13 protein-coding genes, 2 tRNA genes, 1 pseudogene and 1 riboswitch are annotated in these 19180 nt (G+C 65.4%); of the genes and pseudogenes, 10 read left to right on the top strand and 6 right to left on the bottom strand.

From position 1 onward, the window contains the following. Position 1 precedes the first annotated feature (1 nt). The 4 genes from U1E26_03450 to U1E26_03435 all read left to right on the top strand — a co-directional run bounded on the left by U1E26_03450 (position 2) and on the right by U1E26_03435 (position 6284). Positions 2-1420, top strand: a complete 1419-nt coding sequence (locus U1E26_03450; GenBank protein ID MDZ4168696.1) for an O-antigen ligase family protein — start codon at positions 2-4, stop codon at positions 1418-1420. Beyond that, positions 1417-2547 carry a glycosyltransferase family 4 protein gene (locus U1E26_03445; protein MDZ4168695.1) on the top strand — a complete coding sequence of 377 codons (1131 nt, stop codon included), beginning with the start codon at positions 1417-1419 and terminating at the stop codon, positions 2545-2547. The genes U1E26_03450 and U1E26_03445 overlap by 4 nt, the downstream gene beginning before the upstream one ends. Beyond that, positions 2544-4112, top strand: a complete 1569-nt coding sequence (murJ, locus tag U1E26_03440) for a murein biosynthesis integral membrane protein MurJ (GenBank protein ID MDZ4168694.1) — start codon at positions 2544-2546, stop codon at positions 4110-4112. Before U1E26_03445 ends, murJ begins: the two co-directional genes overlap by 4 nt. Positions 4113-4201: 89 nt before the next feature. Further along, positions 4202-4285, top strand: a riboswitch (cyclic di-GMP riboswitch). A 73-nt stretch (positions 4286-4358) separates the two neighbouring features. Continuing rightward, the gene (locus U1E26_03435; protein ID MDZ4168693.1) at positions 4359-6284 is read left to right on the top strand and encodes a cellulase family glycosylhydrolase; all 1926 of its coding nucleotides are present in this window, start codon (positions 4359-4361) and stop codon (positions 6282-6284) included. Positions 6285-6310: 26 nt separating this feature from the next. Here the strand turns inward: U1E26_03435 and U1E26_03430 are convergent, their stop codons facing one another. Beyond that, positions 6311-7669, bottom strand: a complete 1359-nt coding sequence (locus tag U1E26_03430; protein ID MDZ4168692.1) for a hypothetical protein — start codon at positions 7667-7669, stop codon at positions 6311-6313. Beyond that, positions 7666-9030 carry a glycosyltransferase gene (locus U1E26_03425; GenBank protein MDZ4168691.1) on the bottom strand — a complete coding sequence of 455 codons (1365 nt, stop codon included), beginning with the start codon at positions 9028-9030 and terminating at the stop codon, positions 7666-7668. The genes U1E26_03430 and U1E26_03425 overlap by 4 nt, the downstream gene beginning before the upstream one ends. A 57-nt stretch (positions 9031-9087) precedes the next feature. Here U1E26_03425 and U1E26_03420 point away from each other — a divergent pair, with 57 nt between their 5' ends. After that, a complete protein-coding gene (locus tag U1E26_03420; GenBank protein ID MDZ4168690.1) occupies positions 9088-9828 on the top strand; it encodes a polysaccharide deacetylase family protein in 741 nt (246 codons plus the stop codon). On the opposite strand, the gene U1E26_03415 is transcribed toward U1E26_03420, so the two are convergent. Together U1E26_03415 and U1E26_03410 are read right to left on the bottom strand one after the other, a co-directional pair. Further along, positions 9806-11170, bottom strand: coding sequence for a hypothetical protein (locus U1E26_03415; protein ID MDZ4168689.1), 1365 nt, complete (start codon positions 11168-11170; stop codon positions 9806-9808). The genes U1E26_03420 and U1E26_03415 overlap by 23 nt on opposite strands. Then, a complete protein-coding gene (locus U1E26_03410) occupies positions 11167-12519 on the bottom strand; it encodes a hypothetical protein (GenBank protein MDZ4168688.1) in 1353 nt (450 codons plus the stop codon). Before U1E26_03410 ends, U1E26_03415 begins: the two co-directional genes overlap by 4 nt. Before the next feature lie 188 nt (positions 12520-12707). On the opposite strand from U1E26_03410, the gene clpB reads away from it, so the two are divergent. Next, complete coding sequence (gene clpB / locus U1E26_03405; protein MDZ4168687.1) at positions 12708-15290, top strand: ATP-dependent chaperone ClpB; 2583 nt, start codon at positions 12708-12710, stop codon at positions 15288-15290. Between the two features lie 390 nt (positions 15291-15680). Here the strand turns inward: clpB and U1E26_03400 are convergent, their stop codons facing one another. Continuing rightward, a complete protein-coding gene (locus tag U1E26_03400; protein ID MDZ4168686.1) occupies positions 15681-16295 on the bottom strand; it encodes a hypothetical protein in 615 nt (204 codons plus the stop codon). Between the two features lie 136 nt (positions 16296-16431). Here U1E26_03400 and U1E26_03395 point away from each other — a divergent pair, with 136 nt between their 5' ends. The 4 genes from U1E26_03395 to U1E26_03380 all read left to right on the top strand — a co-directional run bounded on the left by U1E26_03395 (position 16432) and on the right by U1E26_03380 (position 18747). Next, entirely contained in the window at positions 16432-17805 is a 1374-nt protein-coding gene (locus U1E26_03395; GenBank protein MDZ4168685.1) for a carboxypeptidase regulatory-like domain-containing protein, read from the top strand. 76 nt (positions 17806-17881) lie between these two features. Further along, positions 17882-17957: transfer RNA gene (locus tag U1E26_03390), tRNA-Glu, on the top strand. 4 nt (positions 17958-17961) lie between these two features. Next, a tRNA-Val gene (locus U1E26_03385) sits at positions 17962-18036 on the top strand. A 132-nt stretch (positions 18037-18168) separates the two neighbouring features. Next, positions 18169-18747 carry a TetR/AcrR family transcriptional regulator gene (locus U1E26_03380; GenBank protein ID MDZ4168684.1) on the top strand — a complete coding sequence of 193 codons (579 nt, stop codon included), beginning with the start codon at positions 18169-18171 and terminating at the stop codon, positions 18745-18747. A gap of 140 nt (positions 18748-18887) precedes the next feature. Here the strand turns inward: U1E26_03380 and U1E26_03375 are convergent. Next, positions 18888-19160: pseudogene (locus tag U1E26_03375) on the bottom strand (peptide chain release factor-like protein). Between the last annotated feature and the right edge of the window lie 20 nt (positions 19161-19180).

Raw genomic sequence — 19180 nt, 5'->3', positions numbered from 1 at the left:
GATGGACGCGGCGATCGCTTCGCCGGCCCCGCTGACGCGCTTAGAGCGCGCTGGCCGTCAGTTTGTGTGGCTCTGCCTGATCGGAGGCGTCGGTGTGGCGCTTGCCGTGCTCCCGACGGTGCAGGCGTTCGCCTTGCTGGCGGGTCTCGCCGCGCTCCTGCTCATGACCCTGAGTCCTTTGGGGGCCCTGTCCCTCGTGTTGCTTGCGATACCGCTCGAGTTCGCCGTCCTCGACATCGGGGCCGTGGGTCTCACGGTCATCCAGATCGTGATGATCCTGCTCGCCGGGTTCATGGTCGCCGAAATGCTCGCAACAGGGCACCTCAGAGTGGCGAAGACCCCACTTGATGTACCCATCTTCGCGTGGACTGCGGTGCTGTTCCTTGGCGCGGTGCAGGCGGTAGACCCCGCGGCGACCATCAAGAAGGCCGGGTTCACCGTGGTCTTGGCGCTGCTGTTCTATCTCGTCGTCGACAAGGTACGCCGCCTCAAGACGGTCACGTGGCTCATGGCGTCGCTTGTGGCGGCATGCGCCGCAGTGGGGGCCTACGGGATCTGGGTGTCGTACCTGTTCATCGAGGAGGGCGTCGTGACCGGCAACGCGCTCGTTGTCGGCTCGGAGGGCCTCACGGTGCCACGGGCATCGTCCACGGTGGGCGACCCAACGCTCCTCGGGGGTCTCATGGTCATCTCCATCCCCATTGCGGTGGCGTTGTTCATCCGAACGCGGGGGTGGAAGCGCCTGCTGTCTGCTGCCGCCACCATCACGCTCTTCATCGCGCTCGGATTCACCTTCACCCGCGGGGCTTGGATGGGGGCCGCTGCCGGGCTTGCCTTCCTGGCTATTGAGAGGCGCTCGCGTGCCATTCTCATCGCGATGGTTCTTGCCGTGGTGCTGCTCTCGCCACCTGCCGTCTGGGATCGCGCCGCATCGAGCCAGAACCTGGGCCGCAAGGAGATATCGCACCGATTCGACTACTGGCGAGGAGCCGTGTTCATCGCCGACCGGCACCCGCTGCTGGGCTCGGGCATCAACAACTTCGAGTACGAGTATGCGCGCCTGCCCCTGCCCGAGACCGCGCAGCGCAATGCCATCCACTCGCACAACGTGATACTGATGTTGCTCTCCGAAACCGGGATCCTTGGGCTGCTCGCATTCGGTTCGTTCATCGTCATCGTGCTGGTGCTGCTGTTACGTAAGGCGTTGCACGACACGTGTAGCGACCGAAGACTGTGGCGAATCGCGATCGCCGCCGCCATCATCGGGAGCGGCGTGCACCAGATGTCCGACACGTTCCTGCTCGAGCCGACGATGAACGCGATCGTGTGGATCTTCGCCGGACTCGCGGTCGTTCTCGACGCGGGACTTATCGACGACGGCACGGAGTGCGAGACCCTCACGCAGGGCACGAGGACATGAGGCGACTCGCGCAGGTCGTCTTCAACGCTGAGGGCACGGTAGGCGGCGAGCAGAAGCATGTGTTGCACCTTATCGACGGGCTTGACCGCACGCGCTTCGAAGTCGAGGTGATCACGTGGGACATCCCTGCGTTCGCCGATGAGCTCAAGGCGCGGGGCGTGCCGCACACGTCGGTGACCGCAGAGCGGATACTGGACCGCGCCTTGCTGCGCCGACTCGAGCTGCTCATTGGCGAGGGCCACTATGACATCGTCCACGCTCACGGTCACCGGGCCGGGCTTCTCGGACGTCTCGCAGCGGTCCGGGCCGGGTCCGATCACGTGGTGTGGACGTGTCATCTCGCCGAGAACAAGTCCGAGCGCCATCCGATCGTGGCGTGGGGGTACCGGCGGGCACTCGGCTGGCTGGACGCGCGAACGGACGTCACCGTTGCCGTGTCGCCGTACCTGCGCGAGTGGCTGATCGAGCACGGCACCGACTCTGCGCGCTGCGTTGTGATCCCGAACGGTGTGGATACGACCGTGTTTCATCCGGGCGAATCGGACCCGGGACTTCTGGCCGAACTCGGTCTTGAACCGGGATCTCCGGTCGTGGGCTGCGTTGCGCGTCTGACCGAGCAGAAGGGCGTTGAGACGTTCCTCGAGGCCGCGGCCCAGATAGGTGCGCGGGCGCCCGGCGTGCAGTTCGTGCTCGTCGGCGGAGGCCCCCTTGACGCGGAGCTCAGGCGACTCGCTGAGGATCTCGGTGTGAACGTCGTCTTTGCCGGCGAACGGGGCGACATCCCGCAGCTTCTGCGGGTTTTTGACGTTGCGGTCGTGCCGTCCCGCTGGGAGGGCGCGTTCTGCTTCACCGTGCTCGAGGCGATGGCATCAGGCGTTCCTGTCGTATGCTCCGACATACGATTGTTCTCCGACGTGGTGGAGCCGGGGGTTCAGGCGATGCTGTTCGGTGTCGGGGACGCCGAAGCGCTGACCCGTTCGGTCATGGCGTTGATCGATGCGCCAGACGTGGCACGGGCCATCGGGCAGGCCGGCAGGCAGCTCGTCGCCGATGAGTACACCGTGGACCGGCTCCGCGAGCGTGTAAGCGCACTGTACGAGGGACTGGTCGGAGGGGAAGGGACCTGAGCGAATCGAGCACCACGCGCGCTGGCGTCGTCGTGTCGGTGATCTTCACCACGTCGGCGGTGCTGGGCTTCGTGCGTGAGATCGTGATGGCGGCCTACTTCGGCGCTTCGGCCGAGATGGACGCGCTGCTCGTCGCGCTCATCATCCCGAACTTCTTTTTGCACATGCTCGGCGAGGCCTCGATGGGGGCCGCCGTCGTGCCGATCTTCATCGCCTTCGTCATGCCGCTGGCGTCCAAGGAGCAGCGGCGGATCGTGGGATCGGCCTTCACGCTCATCGCGCTCGTGCTCACGGCCGTCGCGGCGGCCGGAGTCATCTTCGCCCCGCAGTTGGCAAGCGTGCTGGCACCGGGCTTCTCCGGCGATCAGCTGCAGCTGACCGCCGGTCTCATTCGGTTGCTTACTCCGACCATTCTCGTCCTGGGCTTCTCCAACTTCGCCGTGGGTATTCTGCACTCGCTCAAGCACTTCGGCCCTGCGTCGGCGACGGGGGTCGTGTTCAACCTCGCCGTCGTGCTCGTGACGATCCCACTCGCAAACTCCGTCGGGATTCTCGCTCCCGCCATCGGCGTGTTCGTCGGATGCGTGCTGCAGTTCGTGATCTTGCTGCCGACTCTGATCGGAACCGGGCTGTTCCCCTCAGTAGGCGTGAGCTTCCGTGACGACGCCCTGGTTCGGATGTGGGGCCTGTTCTGGCCGCTCTTCGTCGGAGGTTTGATCGTCACGGCTCTCGACACCGTCGACAAGATCGTCGGGTCATACCTGCCCGAGGGCAGCATCTCCGCGCTCGCGTATGCGACCAAGATCGCCGGTGGCCCGTCACGCATCTTCGCTATGGCGATCTCGGTCGTGCTGTTTCCCGCGATGGCCAAGAGCGCGGCCGAGAAATCGCAGTCGCGCGGCGACGTCATCGTGAAAGGGGTGAACCTCGCGGCATTCCTGACTCTCCCGTGGACGGCGCTTCTGATCGCGCTGTCCACGCCGGTGGTCTATCTGGTGCTGCAGCGGGGCGCCTTCGACGCGGCGGCCACGACCCTTGTCGCGATTCCGCTCATGGTCTACTGCCTTGGTGACTTCGCCGATGGCATCTCCACCATGGTCAACAATGCCTACTACGCACACCACGACTCCAAGCGTCCTACCTATATCTATGTGACGACCAATGTCATCCGTGCCGTGGCGGTCCTGAGTCTCGTTCCGCTTGTGGGGTACATCGGAATCGCGCTGGCGCAGGTGATCGCAGTCGATCTGGCAATCATGTGGCTGCTGTTCGGGCTGCGCCGACATGTTCCCAACCTCGACCTGAAGGGGCTCGCCGCCGGCTTCGGCAAGATCACGATTGCGGCCGTGGCCTGTGGCGTTGCGGCTTGGGCGATATTCGATGCGCTGTCTGCTTTCGCAGAAGGGAGTCAGGTCCGCACCGTGGTCGCACTCGGCACCGCAACCATCCCGGCACTTGCCGTGTACTTCGTTGCGGCATCACTTCTGAGGTGCCGCGAGGCGGCCGAAGTGAAGCTCAGATTCGTCGAACTCGCCAGTCGGCGTCTGCGGCCGAGAAAACTGTGAGCCGAATCACAGAATATGCTCAAGTCGGGCCTTAAGTTGCCCGATACTCTGTGTGCAAGGTCACAACAGGGTTTGACATCAGGATAGTTAGCACGAAAAGGCAAACCGCTCGTGAGGGCGGGACGCAAAGCCAACGGGACTTGCGCTTCACGCAAGTCGGCCGGGTTGCCGAAGCTGGACACTCTTTGAGAGGGGACCGCGGAGCAACTCGACCGCAGGTCCCTTCTACATTGGGAGCCCAGCATCATGCATCGCCACCTACAAGCCATAGCTCGCACGTTCACCCCGGCCCTCGTGGCCGCTCTTCTCGTTTCCGCCATTCAGGTCGCGCCGGCCGCGGCGGCCCCTGCAGAGCCGCGGAGCATCTCGCCGTTCGGCATGTGCTCTCATCTGCTGTGGGGCTACAGCAACACCGAAATCAACAGGGAACTCGACCTGATGAAGGCCGCGGGCACCGCATGGGTTCGCCCCGACGTGTCGTGGCGTGACTTCGAGACCGCTGACGATACCTACAACACGACGCTGGTCGGCAAGCTCGACTACATCGTCGCCGGTGCAGCCGCGCGTGGCATGAACGTTCTGCCGGTTGTCATGGAGATCCCGGATTGGGCCAACGGCGGCAAGGGCATGTGGGTCCCGCCGATCAACGACGCGAAGTTCGGCGAGTTCATGACCTACATGGCGCGCCGCTACGCCGGCAAAATCACCTATTGGGAACTGGGCAACGAGGTCAACGAGTCGGCGTTCTGGGCGGTACCCCGCGCGGAGTCGCCCGCTCGCTACACCCGTTGGCTGCAGGCCGGCTATGCGGGCACCAAGGCCGGCAACCCGAACGCCCTCGTCATCTCCGCTGGCCTGGCCGGCAGTGACTACAACTACCTTCAGGAGATGTACGACGCCGGCGCGCAGGGCTCGTTCGATCTGCTGGGCGTGCACCCTTACACCCGCGGTCGCAGCCCGTACGCGACCGACGCCATCACCCCGTCCTCCACGTTCGACGGCATGAAGATCATGAAGTCGGTCATGGAGCGCAACGGCGACGCGACCAAGAAGATCTGGGTCACCGAGATCGGTTGGCAGACCTCGAACACCGGCGTGAGCGAGGCCGTGCAGGCCCAGTACACTTACGAGGGCTTCAAGCGGCTCTACGAGGAGTTCCCGTACGTCGAGGCCATGTTCACCTACGGACTCCGCGACAACGGCACCGACCGCAGCGTGGGCTACTACCACTACGGACTCATGACGCGCGACTACACTGCCAAGTCCGCGCTGGCATCCTTCCGCCGGGCCTACGATGAGTTCGGTACGCTCGTCGTGACGCCGCCTGCACCTGAGCCCACCCCGGCTCCGGCCCCCGCACCTGAGCCCGCCCCGGCCCCCGCGCCCGCCCCCGCCCCTGCACCTGAGCCCACCCCGGCTCCGGCCCCCGTCCCTGCACCCGCACCCGCCCCCGCACCTGCACCTGCACCCGCACCTGCACCTGCACCCGCACCTGCACCCGCACCTGCACCCGCACCCGCACCCGCACCTGCACCCGCACCTGCACCCGCACCTGCACCCGCACCTGCACCCGCACCCGCCCCGGTCATGACGGTCAAGCTCGCGACCTCGGCCAAGACGATCTACATCGGCCAGAGTGCCACCCTGATCGCCAGCGTCGACCCGGTCGCCGCGACCGCCCTGCACATCCAGTCCCGCCGCCCTGGCGCCAGCGAGTGGACGACCGCGACCGAGATCGCTACCGATGAGACCGGCCGCGTGATCTGGGCGATTCAGCCTCGCGTGACGACCGAGTTCCGCGCGGTCACCGCTGATGGGCTCAGCGTCTCGAGCGTCGTCAAGGTCAGCGTTCGTGCCCGGGCCAGCGTCAAGACCTCAGCGAAGACGGTGCGCCGCTCCTCATCGGTCACGATCAGTGGCATGATCGTCACGGCCTCGAGCGGCACCATGAGCGCCTCGTCGGCGCAGGCCTCCGGCACCCGCGTTGTGCTGCAGCGCAAGAGCGGCTCGAAGTGGGTCAACGTCCGGACGATCACCACCAAGAGCGCCGGTAGCTTCTACACGAACGTGCGCATGACCTCCCGCGGCACGGCACAGTACCGCGTCGTCGTTCTGGGCTGTGCCGAGAACCTCGGTGCCGCCAGCAACACTGTGGCGGTACGCGTTCGCTAGATCAGCGACCGGCCTATCGAGTTGAATCAGGAGCGCCCCTGCGGGGGCGCTTCCTCGTCCAAGCGCACCACCCCGGGCAGTTTGCCCGAAGAAAGGAGCGGTATCGCGTCGACGAGCACCGGGGTGAGAACAACTGAAGCGCCCGTGAGCTGAGCGAACCGATCTTGAAGGTCCGCGAGCTCGGCCTGTGTCCGCTCCCCATATCGTTGGTTGGGAACAATGAGCAGAGTCAGTGAGTCGCGCGAAGTCTGCTGGATCTGGAACCGCGCGATTCCGTACGTCGGCCTCACCAAGCGTTCAAGCAGGATACCGGACACCTCAGCGCCCCCCGAGAAGACGAGCACATCGTCGATATGCCCGGTCACCTGGCCCATCAGCGGGAAGGGTCGCCCGCACGGGCACGAGCCGCTCACGGGATCGCCTTGGTCGCCGGTTCTGAACCGCAGGAGTGGTTGCGCCGACTGCATCAGGGGAGTTGCGATGATCTCGTGGGTTTCAATGCCTCCGGGCTTCGTCACCGGCACGAACTCGACGTAGTTGATGTCGGAGTTGATGTGCATGGAGCCGTGTTCGCATTCCGATGCGATGGCGAGGATTTCCGTGGACCCGTACTGGTTGAATACGGGAGCGCCGAACGCCTCCTGGATTGTCGCGCGCATCTCGTCGGTGAGAGTTTCGGATGTGGTCATCACCCGGCGCACGCTGTCGAAGCGGACGCCACGGTCAAGTGCATGCCCGGCGAGCGCCGCGATCGACGTCGCATAGCCGTAGACGAAGCGCGGCTGTCTCCGCAGCATCCCGTTCGTCCACTGCTCAAGCGCTTTCGGCGAGCGCACGGTGATTCCGACGACCCACTTGCGTTCGAGGGCGAGCCGCACGCGGCGTTCGAGGGTCGGAATCGCGGGCCGAGTGAACCACGCTTGGCGCTCGCCCCTCACGAAGCCCGTCCAGTCCAGATTACGTTGGAACGTGCTCCAGCCCAGGTTGGAGTAGGAGCTGCTCTGATGTACCTGAGCTGCTACGCCGGTCGAACCTCCCGTGTAGACCACCTTCAGGTCGGTAGGGTCTTGATCGTCGGCTATGAGCTCGCGCCCATGCTCGACGATCGTGCTCCGGCCGACCGTAGGGAGGTTCGCGTAGTCCGCGCGCGATCGGATGTCCGAAGGATGAATGCCCAGCGCATCGAAGGACGCACGGTAGTACGGGACGTGTTCGTACGAATGGGCGATGAGGGTGGTGAGACGCTGCCACTGAAGCTGAGCGACCTCATCTGCCGTCAGTGCTTCGACCGTCTGGAGCTCGGCGACCATGCGGTCGAACGGCTTGCCGGCCACCCGCAGCGCGACCGGAAGCAGGAGTGCGGAGACATGTTCGTCGAGTCTCATGACGGTCTGTCGGCGTCCGGATCGTCTTTAAGGATCGTCGCGAGTGTCGCCGTTAGACGGTCGAGTGCCCGGTCTCTGTTGAACTCGGCCACCACGTTCGGTGCGGGCGCGGGGAGCCGTCCATCTCTCCACATGTTGTACTGCTCTGAGAGTGCGTTCGCCATGCCCTCTCTATCCCCGGGACGGCAAACGAGCCCCGCACCACTGCGCCGCACGACATCGGTGGCGACCCCCTCGGGCGCCTCGGCGATCACGGCGGCCCCCGAGGCGAGGTACTCCGGCAGCTTGCCTGTCAGGATGTCGGCGCTCTCAGGCTCGGGGCCCAAGACGAACAGCAGGACGTCAGCTTGGCGCATCCGCCGGACCGCCTGGCCATGAGGCACGAGGCCGGTGCGCTCGACGCGTTCCGACAAGCCGCGTGCTGTGAGTGCCGCCTCGGTGTCGGGGTCGCGCGGACCCACGAAACTGATGCGAAGGTCGCGCGCCATATCAGGGTCGGCGAGGAGCCGCGCCACGGCGTCAAGGAACGTATCCGGCTTGATCGAGAGTTGGAATGTGCCCACGTACGCGACGCAGAAGCCCTCGTGAAGTGGCATCGGCTCGTCGGGAAAGTCATTCGGGTCGAAGCCGTTCGGGAGCAGGCTCACGCGCGTGGCCGCCGACGGGTTACGGCTCACGAGCGCATCGGCCCACGGCCGAGTGGCCGTGGTGATGGCGGCCGCGTCACGCGCGATCTGCGACTCGAGCCGACGCGCGAGCCACGCGTGCACCGGCGTCACCGGCGGGAAGGCATAGCACCCGACGACCGGGTCCATGAGTACCGCGAGCCACGGCACGCCAGTGCGGCGCGCGAACCGGCGCGCGATGACGTGCGCGGTGTACGGCGGACCGGTCGAGACGACCGCATCAAACGGCTCTTCGCCATGGAGCCTGTGCGCTTCGCGCACGGCGAAGGGGGCCCAGCCGATTTTCTCATCCGGGAAGAACAGAGCACGCAGGAGCTTGACCGCTGGCTGGGGGAGCGAGGTGTAGCTGCGCTCGGGCTCGGGCGGCGGTGCCGTCGGCTTCGGCTGCTGCGCCATGGACTCGCCGGTCCTCTCGCGTGCCAATCCGCGGCGCAGCCCACGCAGCCACTGGAGCGCCCTCGTCGGCTCGAGCGAGTAGGCCGTGTGAGTGGTGACGTTGACGGGAAGCTCGTCAGTGAGGGTCTCGTCGAACAGGAACGTCGGCGGATCCGCCACGGTGAGCGCGTGGACTTCCCAGCCGCGTCGGGCGAGCCCCGCGGCGAGTTTCCCGGCACCTTGTGACTGGACGCGGCTGACGGGTGGAAATCCGTAACTGACGAGCAGTAACCGCTTCATGCGCTCAGTATAGGGCTATGATTCACTGTGATCGTGGAGCGAAGAGAAGGAGGGGGCGTGACGGATCGTCCGCAGCATCCGCCGGTGTTGCTGTACCACAGCATCGCCGAGCTCGCTCCGACACCGGACGCCGGCGCGCGCGCGTTTCGCAGCCAGATCGCGCTCCTGAAGCGCTCCGGCTACCACACCCTGACCCCGGCCGAGTTCCTGACAGGGCTTGATGATGGCGAGTGGCCGCGGCGGAGCATCTTCCTGACGTTTGATGACGGTTACCTCGATTTCCATGACGTCGCGTGGCCGATCCTTCAGGAGTTCGGGATGACGGCGACCGTCTTCCTCGTCCACGACGCGCTCGAAGGCGGCATCGAGGCGTGGCGCGGGCCGACGTACCCGGTCATGCCGCCGGTGTGCGGGTGGGACAAGGTTCTCGCCATGCGCGGTCAGGGCGTGTACTACGGTTCGCACACGTTGTCCCATGTCGAACTGAATCATGCGGAGCCCGCCGAGGTCGTCGAGCAGGTCACCCGTTCCAAGAGTCTGCTTGAGCAGCGTTTGGGTGATGAGGTCGCGCTGTTCTCCTACCCCTACGGCGCAGCTTCATCGGAGGCTCGCGCGGCGGTGGAAGCTGCGGGCTATGAAGCGGCGTTCGGCGTCAGCCCCGCCGCGCCGACACGGTTCGAGCTGTTCCGGCGAATCGTCAAGCCGGCGAAGACACTGACGTCGTTCAGGCTTCGCGTCTCGCGCGCCTACGAACCGCTGCGCTGCGCGCTCCACGTCACGCGCGGTGAGAGGTGCTAGCCGAGTCGGTGAGCGGGATCACGTAGAGGTGCTTGCCGCCTGGGGTGAAGGGGATGTCGTCCACCAGACGTAGGGCGAAGTGCGCCTTGCGGCCGTTGTTGCGTTCGAACTGTGCGTCCAGGTCGGCCAGGGCGTGCCGAACGGAGTCGGCCGCGCCGGGAAGCGTCACGACAAGCAGGTCGAAGGAGTCCGGCTTCACCTGCCGGAACTGGAACCGGACGATTCCCGGCGTGCTTTCGACAAGCTCCTCGAAAGCGAAAGGCGTAACGAAGCTACCGTCCGACAACGTCGCGCAACACGAAGTTCGACCGATCAGGTTGCGCATGCGAGGCAGCGTGCGTCCGCACGGGCACTGTCCGGGCAGCGAGCCGCCGAGGTCCCTCAGGACGTAGCGGAGCAACGGCACGCCGTAGTTCAGCAGTGGTGTGACGATGACGGCACGGGCATCTCCGGTCCATTCGGTCCGCTCGAACTCGACGAGGTTGAGTTCCGCGTTCACGTGCATCGAGCCTGCCTCGCACTCTGATGCGATACTGAGGCATTCCGTCGCGCCGTACTGGTTGAAGACCTTGGCTCCAAATGCCTCCTCGATAAGCTGTCGCTGTTCGTCGACGAGCGTCTCGGAAGAGCTCATGACCGCCCGTATACCTTGAGGCTTCACGTTATGGGCCAGCAGGTGCGCGGCCAGCGGCGCAAGTCGTGAAGACGGTGTGCCGTAGACGAAGCGGGGCTCCCAGTGGGCCAGACGTCGCGCCCAACCATCGAGGGTCTCATCCGAGAAGGTCAGCTCTCGTGCCAGCCACTTGCGCTCCAAGGTGAGTCGCAGCGCGCGCTTCGCGCCGCCCGCCGCGCTGAAGGTGAACCACGCCTGCCTCTCGCCTAGCCGGAAACCCGTCCAGGTCATGTTGCGGATGAGAGCGGACCAGCCGTGCAGGAAGTACTCGGGGTCGTAGCGGTACTTCAGCGGGGAGCCGCTCGAGCCGCTCGTCGTGGCCGCCATGAGCCGTTCGCCGTGGCTGTCGGTGGCGATGAAGGAAGCGAACTCGGCTCTCAAGGTGTCCTTCTCGAGAAGCGGCAGACGCGCGTAGTCTTCCATCGAGCGGATGTCGTCCGGCCGCACGTCGAGATCGTTGAAGAGCGCGCGGTAGTAGGGGACGTTCGCATAGCAGTGGGTGACGAGTGCCCTCAAGCGTGCGAGCTGGAGCTGGTGCAACTGCTCCGGGTCGAAGCGCTCTGATGCGACCAATTCGCTCACGAGCCGCGGATAGGGTCTGCGGCCAAGGTGGTACAGGGCGGGGAGGTAGAGGGCTGCGGCGGCTTCGTCGATGCGGAGTCGTCTCATGGCGCCTGATCCTTCGAACGTCTGTCAAGAGGTACGACGAGCAAGTGCTTTCCTGCCTCGGCTGTCGCGATGTCCTCGACGAAACGCACAGTGAAGTGAGCGGTTCCGCCAGTAGTGCGGGCGAACCGCTCGTCGAGGCTGCTCAGGGCCTCTGCGATCGACTGCGTAGCCTCCGGCAGCGCCGCGACTATCAGGTCGAAGGAGTCAGAGGTCACCTGCCTGAACTGGTACCGGATGATTCCCGGCACACGGGCAACGAGTCCTTCGAAGGCGAAGGGGGTGACGGTCATGCCGTCCGAGAGTGTCACGCTGAAATCCGAACGGCCGATGAGTGAGCGCATGCGGGGCAGGGTCCGCCCGCAAGCGCACTCCCCGGGAAGTGCTTCGCCGAGGTCCCTCAACACGTATCGGAGAAGAGGGACGCCATAGTTGAATAACGGCGTGACCACGATGGCGCGAGCGTCGCCGGTCCAGTCGAGCTGTTCGAACTCGACGATGTTGACCTCTGCGTTCACATGCATCGACCCCGCGCCGCACTCCGCCGCGATGCTGAGGCACTCGGTTGAACCGTACTGGTTGTAGACGCTCGCGCCGAACGCTTCGGCCAGCAACCGCCGCTGGCCTTCCACGAGCATCTCGGAGGACGTCATGACTGAGCGTATGCCCTGCGGTCGGATGTCGTGGCTGAGCATGTGCGCGGCGATCGGAGCCAAGCGGGAGGACGGGGCTCCGTAGACGAACGTCGGACGCCACGTCGCGAGGTGGTGCGCCCAACTCGCGATGGTCTCCTCGGAGAACACCAGCTCCCTCGCCTGCCACTTCCGCTCGAGGGCGAGACGAAAGGCCCGTTTCACACCCCCCGGGGCGCTGTAGGCGAGCCATGCCTGCCGCTCACCGAGGCGGAAACCCGTCCAGCTCATGTTCCGCATGAGGGCGGCCCAGCCATGGAGGAAGTACCGGGGATCGTGGTGGTAGACGAGCGGCGTGCCGGTTGACCCGCTCGTGGCTACTGAGCTGAGCCGCTTGCCATACTGGTTCGTGGCGATGAACGACGCAAGGTTGGCCCTGAGGGTCTCCTTCTCCAGTACCGGCAGGCGAGCGTAGTCATCGAGCGAACGGATGTCGTCAGGGTGCGCCCCGAGCTCGTCGAAGAGCCTGCGGTAGTAGGGGACGTACTCGTAGCAATGGGCGAGGAGTGACTGCAGCCGCTCCATCTGCAGCGCGTTAAGCTGCTCTGAGTCGAGGCGCTCCGTCGCGATCAGGGCACGCATGAGTTCGGGATACGGCCTGCGACCGAGGCGGTAGAGGGTAGGAAGATATAGGGCTGCTGCGGCCTCGTCGGGTCTCATTCAGCCTCCGGTGACTCCGATTGGTCTGCGGCGATAGTACCAAACGCGCTGCGCCACGGCCGTCTGGGGCGCTTGTGCAGAGCTGGTTCGGGCCGAAGACGCCCTTGTTTGCGTGCCCAAGAATGGGGTAATCGAAGGGTGAGATACATGTGCTGGACGCTGATCACGGGGAACAGGAGTGGTCGCAAGTGAGACTCGACAAGTTGACGATCAAGGCGCAAGAGGCGCTCGAGGCCGCAGGTGGCATCGCCAGCGAGCGCTCGGCCGCCCAGGTGGAACCCGAGCATCTGCTCAAGGCCCTGCTCGACCAGGCGGACGGCATCGTCCGGCCGGTGCTGGCCAAGGTAGGTGCAGACGCCGGAGCGCTTGATGCGGCAGCGACGGCCGCGGTCGCGGCCCTGCCGCAGGTGAGCGGAGCCGAGGCGTCCATGCAGGTCTCGCCGAGACTCAATACGGTGCTCTCGGACGCTTTCAAGTCCGCTGAGAAGATGAAGGATGCCTACGTCTCGAGCGAGCATCTGCTGCTGGCTCTTGCCGCAGACAAGGGGGCAGCGGGCAAGGCACTCGAACTTCAGGGGGTCACGGCTGCACGGCTGGCGACAGCGGTCGACGAGCTGCGCGCCGGCTCCAAGGTCACTGACCAGAACCCCGAGGGTCAGATGCAGGCGCTGGAGCGCTACGGGCGCAACCTCACGGAGATGGCTCGGGACGGCAAGCTCGACCCGGTCATCGGTCGAAACGAGGAGATCCGCCGAGCGATTCAAGTGCTGTCGCGCCGTACGAAGAACAACCCGGTGCTTATCGGCGAGCCGGGCACCGGCAAGACCGCGATCGTGGAGGGCCTCGCCCAGCGCATCGTGGCGGGGGACGTGCCCTCGTCGCTGCGTGACCGCGATGTAGTGGCGCTCGACCTGTCCGCGATGGTGGCCGGAGCGAAGTACCGCGGTGAGTTCGAGGATCGCTTGAAGGCCGTGCTGCGCGAGGTCGAGGCGGCCGAGGGTCGCGTCATCCTCTTCATCGACGAGATGCATACCATCGTCGGGGCGGGTGCCGCCGAGGGGGCTATGGACGCTGGCAACATGCTCAAACCGGCGCTTGCGCGCGGCGAACTCCACGCCATCGGCGCTACGACGCTTGACGAGTACCGCAAGCACATCGAGAAGGACGCCGCGCTTGAGCGACGGTTCCAGCCCATCGTGGTGGGCGAGCCGAGCGTCGAGGACACCATTGCGATCCTGCGCGGCCTGAAGGAGAAATACGAGGTCCATCACGGTGTGCGCATCACCGATGGCGCCATCGTCGCGGCGGCCGAGCTGTCCAATCGCTACATCGCCGACCGCTTCCTTCCCGACAAAGCCATCGATCTGATCGACGAGGCCGCAAGCCGCCTTCGCATCGAGATCGACTCTATGCCCACCGAGATCGACCAGATCGAGCGCAAACTCACCCAGATGCAGATCGAAGAGCAGGCGCTGATGAAGGAGGCGGATGCCGCCTCCGCCGAGCGCCTGGAGTCGCTGCGGGCCGACATGGCCGCGGTGACCGAGCAGCTGTCCGGGCTCAAGGCCACCTGGCACTCCGAGAAGGACGTGATCGAGGGCGCCCAGCGGCTGAAGGCCGACCTCGACGAAGCGCGCACCGACGGCGAACGCGCGGAGCGCGAGGGCGACCTGCAGCGCGCAGCCGAAATCCGCTACGGGCGCATCCCGGAGCTCGAGCAGGGCCTAGTGCACGCGCAGGAGCGGCTTGCCGCGCTTCAGGCCGACGGCGCGATGCTCAAGGAGGAGGTCACGGAGGGCGAGATCGCCGAGGTGGTCGGCGCATGGACCGGCATCCCGGTCGCCCGGCTCATGCAAGGCGAGATGGCGAAGCTGGTGACGCTGGAAGAGCACCTTCACGAGCGCGTCATCGGTCAGGACGAAGCGGTGGCGGCAGTCGCGGGGGCGGTCAGACGCTCGCGCGCGGGGTTGTCCGATCCCGACAGGCCCATCGGAAGCTTCCTGTTCCTCGGACCCACCGGCGTGGGCAAGACTGAACTCGCCAAGACGCTCGCGGCCTTCCTGTTCGATGACGATCGCGCGATGGTGCGTATCGACATGTCCGAGTACATGGAGAAGTTCAGCGTCCAGCGGCTCATCGGCGCGCCTCCGGGCTACGTGGGCTACGACGAGGGTGGTCAGCTCACTGAGGCGGTTCGGCGCAGGCCCTACAGCGTGATCCTGCTCGACGAGATCGAGAAGGCGCACCCCGACGTGTTCAACGTGCTGCTGCAGGTGCTCGACGACGGACGCCTGACCGACGGGCAGGGTCGTGTGGTGAGCTTCAAGAACGCGATCGTGGTGATGACGAGCAATGTGGGGTCGCAGCACATCCAGGCGTTCGCCGAGGGCGGGGCTGACGAAGCCACGATGAAGCACATGCTGGAAGAGGCGCTGCGTGCGACCTTCCGACCCGAGTTCCTCAACCGCGTCGATGACACCGTCATCTTCCACGCGCTCACGATGGCCGAGCTCGAGAAGATCGTGACGCTGCAGCTTGTGGGCGTGCGCGCGCGTCTGGCCGAGCGCAAGATCGGCTTGGAGCTCACGCCGGCGGCGGTGGAGCGGCTTGCACTCGACGGCTTCGACCCGGTGTTCGGCGCGCGGCCGCTCAAGCGGCTGATTCAGCGCGAGGTAGTGGACAGGGTCGCGTCCGCCATCATCCGCGGCGAGGTTGGCGAGGGCGACACCGTCACGGTGGGCGTGGACGACAGCGGGTACGTGGTGGGGTAGGTGCTTCATTCGTCGAGCTCGTAGAGTGTGCAAGTGACTCCAAGGCAATTGTGCCGACAGTGTCTGCACAATTGCCCGGTGAGCGTTGCAGTCCGCGGGACCCTCAGTAGACGCTGGGGACCATGCAGTCCTCGGTGATGCGCAGCTGGCTCGAAACGCGGTCGCTCGCGCCTAGGGGTATTCCTTCCGAACGGGACACGACACGAGGATAGCGGCCCACGCGCACTTCACGCACCCATGGGTGTTCGTCTTCAGCGACGAGTACATCTTCGGTGAGGACCTGTTCTTCCCCGACGACATTCCGGGCTGGTGACCAAGCGCGAGAGCAGCCGTGCAATTGTGTCATCACTGATGACACGATCTTGCGGTAAGCATGGCGCGCGGCTGCGGTCAGGAGTCTCCTGCCGAATCAGGCCTTCGCGCTCTAAGTGCTCCAAGTCCACCGAGGTCACCAATCACGGGAATCCGCGCCCCGGCGAGGACGCTCGCGATGAACGCATCACCCGCAGCGAGCCGGTCGGCTACTTCCCGCTCAGTGAACACGGAGGCACTTACCGTTCTCTTGCTCGTGTCTTGCGCCACTCGTAGTGCTGCGTAGACATCGCGCGGTCTCGTCGCGCCAATCACCATGAGGTCCACATCGCTCATCTCGTCATCACGGTTCGCCGCAACTGAGCCGAAGATGAACGCCGCGCTGATGCCTCGGACCTCGCTCAGAGCGTCTCGCAGGGTCGCAGCGATGCCGCGCGTCTTGAGCGCCATCGTGCGGAGCTCCGGGTAGAGGGGGTGCATCGGATTCGCCTGGCACAACCGGCTGGTTCCCACCCGTCGGTCAGTCACGATGCCCAGTTCGACGAGGTTATCGGCCTCGACGCGAGCGGAGTTCGGGCTGACAGACAGCAGTCGTGCAATCTCGCGGATGCCGAAGGCGCACTCCGGCTCAGAGAGCAGGAGACCGATCATGCCCGCCCGCGTACGCGAGCCGAAGAGACGTTCGAGAATCATACGAGAAGCGTACTACCAGATAGGACGGTCGTCCAAGCGAATAGGACACCACCCCACCCCCAACTCGAAGTTGCGGTCCGTCAACGCCGTGCTCGGTCTTGCCCCGCTGCTTGACCCAAGGGTGTACCCTGCGGGTATGAGCCATGCGCGCGCGACAACTCGAAAGGCACTACAGGCGTCGCTTGCGGCGGTGCTGCTCGTCGCCTCTTTGGTGATTGCCCCGGCGCCTGCCGCCGCTGCCGCCAATCCACGCGCCGTCTCGCCGTTCGGCATGGCCGCCCACGTTCTTGGCGACTATCCGGAAGCTGAAGTGGATCGTCAGATCGCGCTGGTTTCCGCCGGCGGGGCATCGTGGATTCGAGTTGATATCCCTTGGCGGTTCTTCGAGCCTAAGGACGGCGTCTACGATCCGCACCCGCAAAGGCAGCTCGACTACATCTGCAAGAGGGCCCAAGCGCACGGGTTGCGCGTGCTCGTGCTCGTGATCGAAACGCCGAACTGGGCCAACGGGGGGCGCGGCCCCTGGGTACCACCAAACGATGACACCAAGTTCGAGGAGTTCATGCGCTTCATCTCCGCGCGCTACGCCGGTCGTATCGATCACTGGGAACTGGGCAACGAGGTGAACGAACGCGGGTTCTGGGACGTGCCGCGCTCGCAATCAGCGGCCCGCTACGTGCGATTCCTGCAGCACGGCTACCGCGGCGTCAAGGCCGGTAACCCCAGCGCGAAGGTCGTCTCAGCCGGGCTGGCGGGGAGTGATGACCCCTACCTCATCGAGATGTATAACGCGGGTGCGAAGGGCTACTTCGATATCCTCGGCGTGCACGCCTACACGAACGGTCGCAGCCCGTATGCGAAGCCGGACCTTTACCGGCCCGGCTCGAGCTTCGACTGGCTTCGCGTCATGAAGACGACGCTGGAGCGCCACGGCGACGGTGACAAGAAGATCTGGATCACCGAGACGGGTTGGCAGACCTCGGTAACTGACGGGAACGTCACCCCGGAGCGGCAGGCGCAGTACACCTACGACGCGTACAAACGGATCTACCAGGACTTCCCGTTCGTCGAGACGCTGTTCGTGTACACGGTACGGGATGGCAGCTTCGATCGTACTGTCCGCACGGACAACTATGGCCTTCTGCGTCGGGACTACTCGCCCAAGCCGGCGTACTCGGCGTTCAAGCGGGCTCAGATCGAGTTCCAGCGCAGGCCCTCGGCGCTGACCGCTCGTAGTTCCGACTACAGTGCGAAGGCACGGTCGTCGGTTGTGGCCAAAGGGGTGCTGTCGAGCTCGGGGCGCCCGGTGCCGGGTGCAACGGTTCGGTTGCAGCGCTACGTCGGCGGCAAGTGGGTCTTCGTTCGCTCGGCGAAGACCGACGCCCGCGGCACCTATGCGGTTCGTGCTTACCTCGCCTCGCGTGGGACCTATCGGTATCGAGTCTCGTACGCCGGCACGAAGGCGAGGCGATCGGCGATCAGCCGGAGCTTCACGGTGCGCGCCTGGTAGTGACTTAAGCTGCGAGCGGAACCGACGTTCGCGCTTGAATTGGCACATTGACCTCCGCGTGCGGTACCCTACCTGAGCCCCCATCGTCTAGTGGCCAAGGACGCTGGCCCCTCAGGTCAGAAACGGAGATTCGAATTCTCCTGGGGGCACCAATCCGGGCGATTGGCGCAGCGGGAGCGCAGGTGCTTTACACGCACAAGGTCGGGGGTTCAAATCCCTCATCGCCCACCAGAAACACAGGACCCAGGGCCTTCGGGCGCTGGGTCCTAACTTTGCGCTGGTGTAACGTGCGTCGCCCACGGGTATCCTCTGAGCGACGAGCGCAGCTGGTTTGCGCGGCCGTTCGCCGATTGGAGACCGCGCTTGGCACCGAGTCCCGATGTACGCAGACGTGAGCAGCTCCTTGATGAGCTGGAAGCCCTGATTCTGCGCGAGGGGTTCGCGCACCTCAAGGTCGGTGCGCTGGCCGAGGAGTTGCGCTGCTCCCGTAGCACGCTCTACAAGCTCGCGCCGGACAAGCGCAGCCTGATCGTCCTTGTCCTTGACCGCTGGGTCGACCACAGCATCGCGTATGCCTCCAGCGAGGCATCCCGGGTTGAGGGCGCCGCCGAGCGGGTCTTGCGGTTCTGCGCTGTGATCGATCGGGCCCGAGCTGGGGTTTCGCCGCAGGCGTGGCACGACGCGATGACGCAGCCCTTGGGACAAGAGGTGTTTGGGCGCGGCTACAAGAAGGGCACTGAGGCCCTCAAGCTTCTATTGGACGAGGGAGTCGCCTCAGGCGATTTCCACAAGGCGAACACCCCGTTCATCGCGCACTCACTGTGGATGGCGGGCCGCGGAATGCAGGATCCGGAGACGCTCGAGCGCCTCGGGGTCTCACGGGCCGAGGCCGCCGACGAGCTGACCAGATTCGTCGTCGAGGGAATGCGGTGCGGACGCTAGAGGCTAGTCGTCGTCGCGGTTCTGCCAGCCGCGCACTATGCCGGTGAGCAGTACCGACAGGATCACCGATATCGCGATCGCTTTGACCCATAGCATCCGCTTCAGTCCTCCGCTCCTGGCGCTCGTCGCCGGGCCTTGGTCGTCGAGCGGGCCGCCTTGCTGGCCAGTCGCCGCTCCTTCGCCGCGCGCGTCGGCTTCGATGGCCGGCGCGGCGGGGGCGGTGGCGCCAGCATCTCCTCCAGCCGCGCACGGAGCCGTGCCGCGCAGTCGTTCTTGTTGCGCAACTGGCTGCGCTCTCGCCGGCACGTGACGACGATCCCGCTGGGTAGATGCGTCAGTCTGACGGCCGAATCGGTCGTGTTGACGCCTTGCCCGCCGGGCCCCGTGGCACGGAAGACATCGACGCGGCACTCGGCAAGCAGCCCGTCATCAT

This window comes from Coriobacteriia bacterium, from assembly GCA_034370385.1.
GTDB lineage: Bacteria > Actinomycetota > Coriobacteriia > Anaerosomatales > PHET01 > JAXMKZ01.
This window is presented reverse-complemented; position numbering and strand designations above follow the sequence as displayed.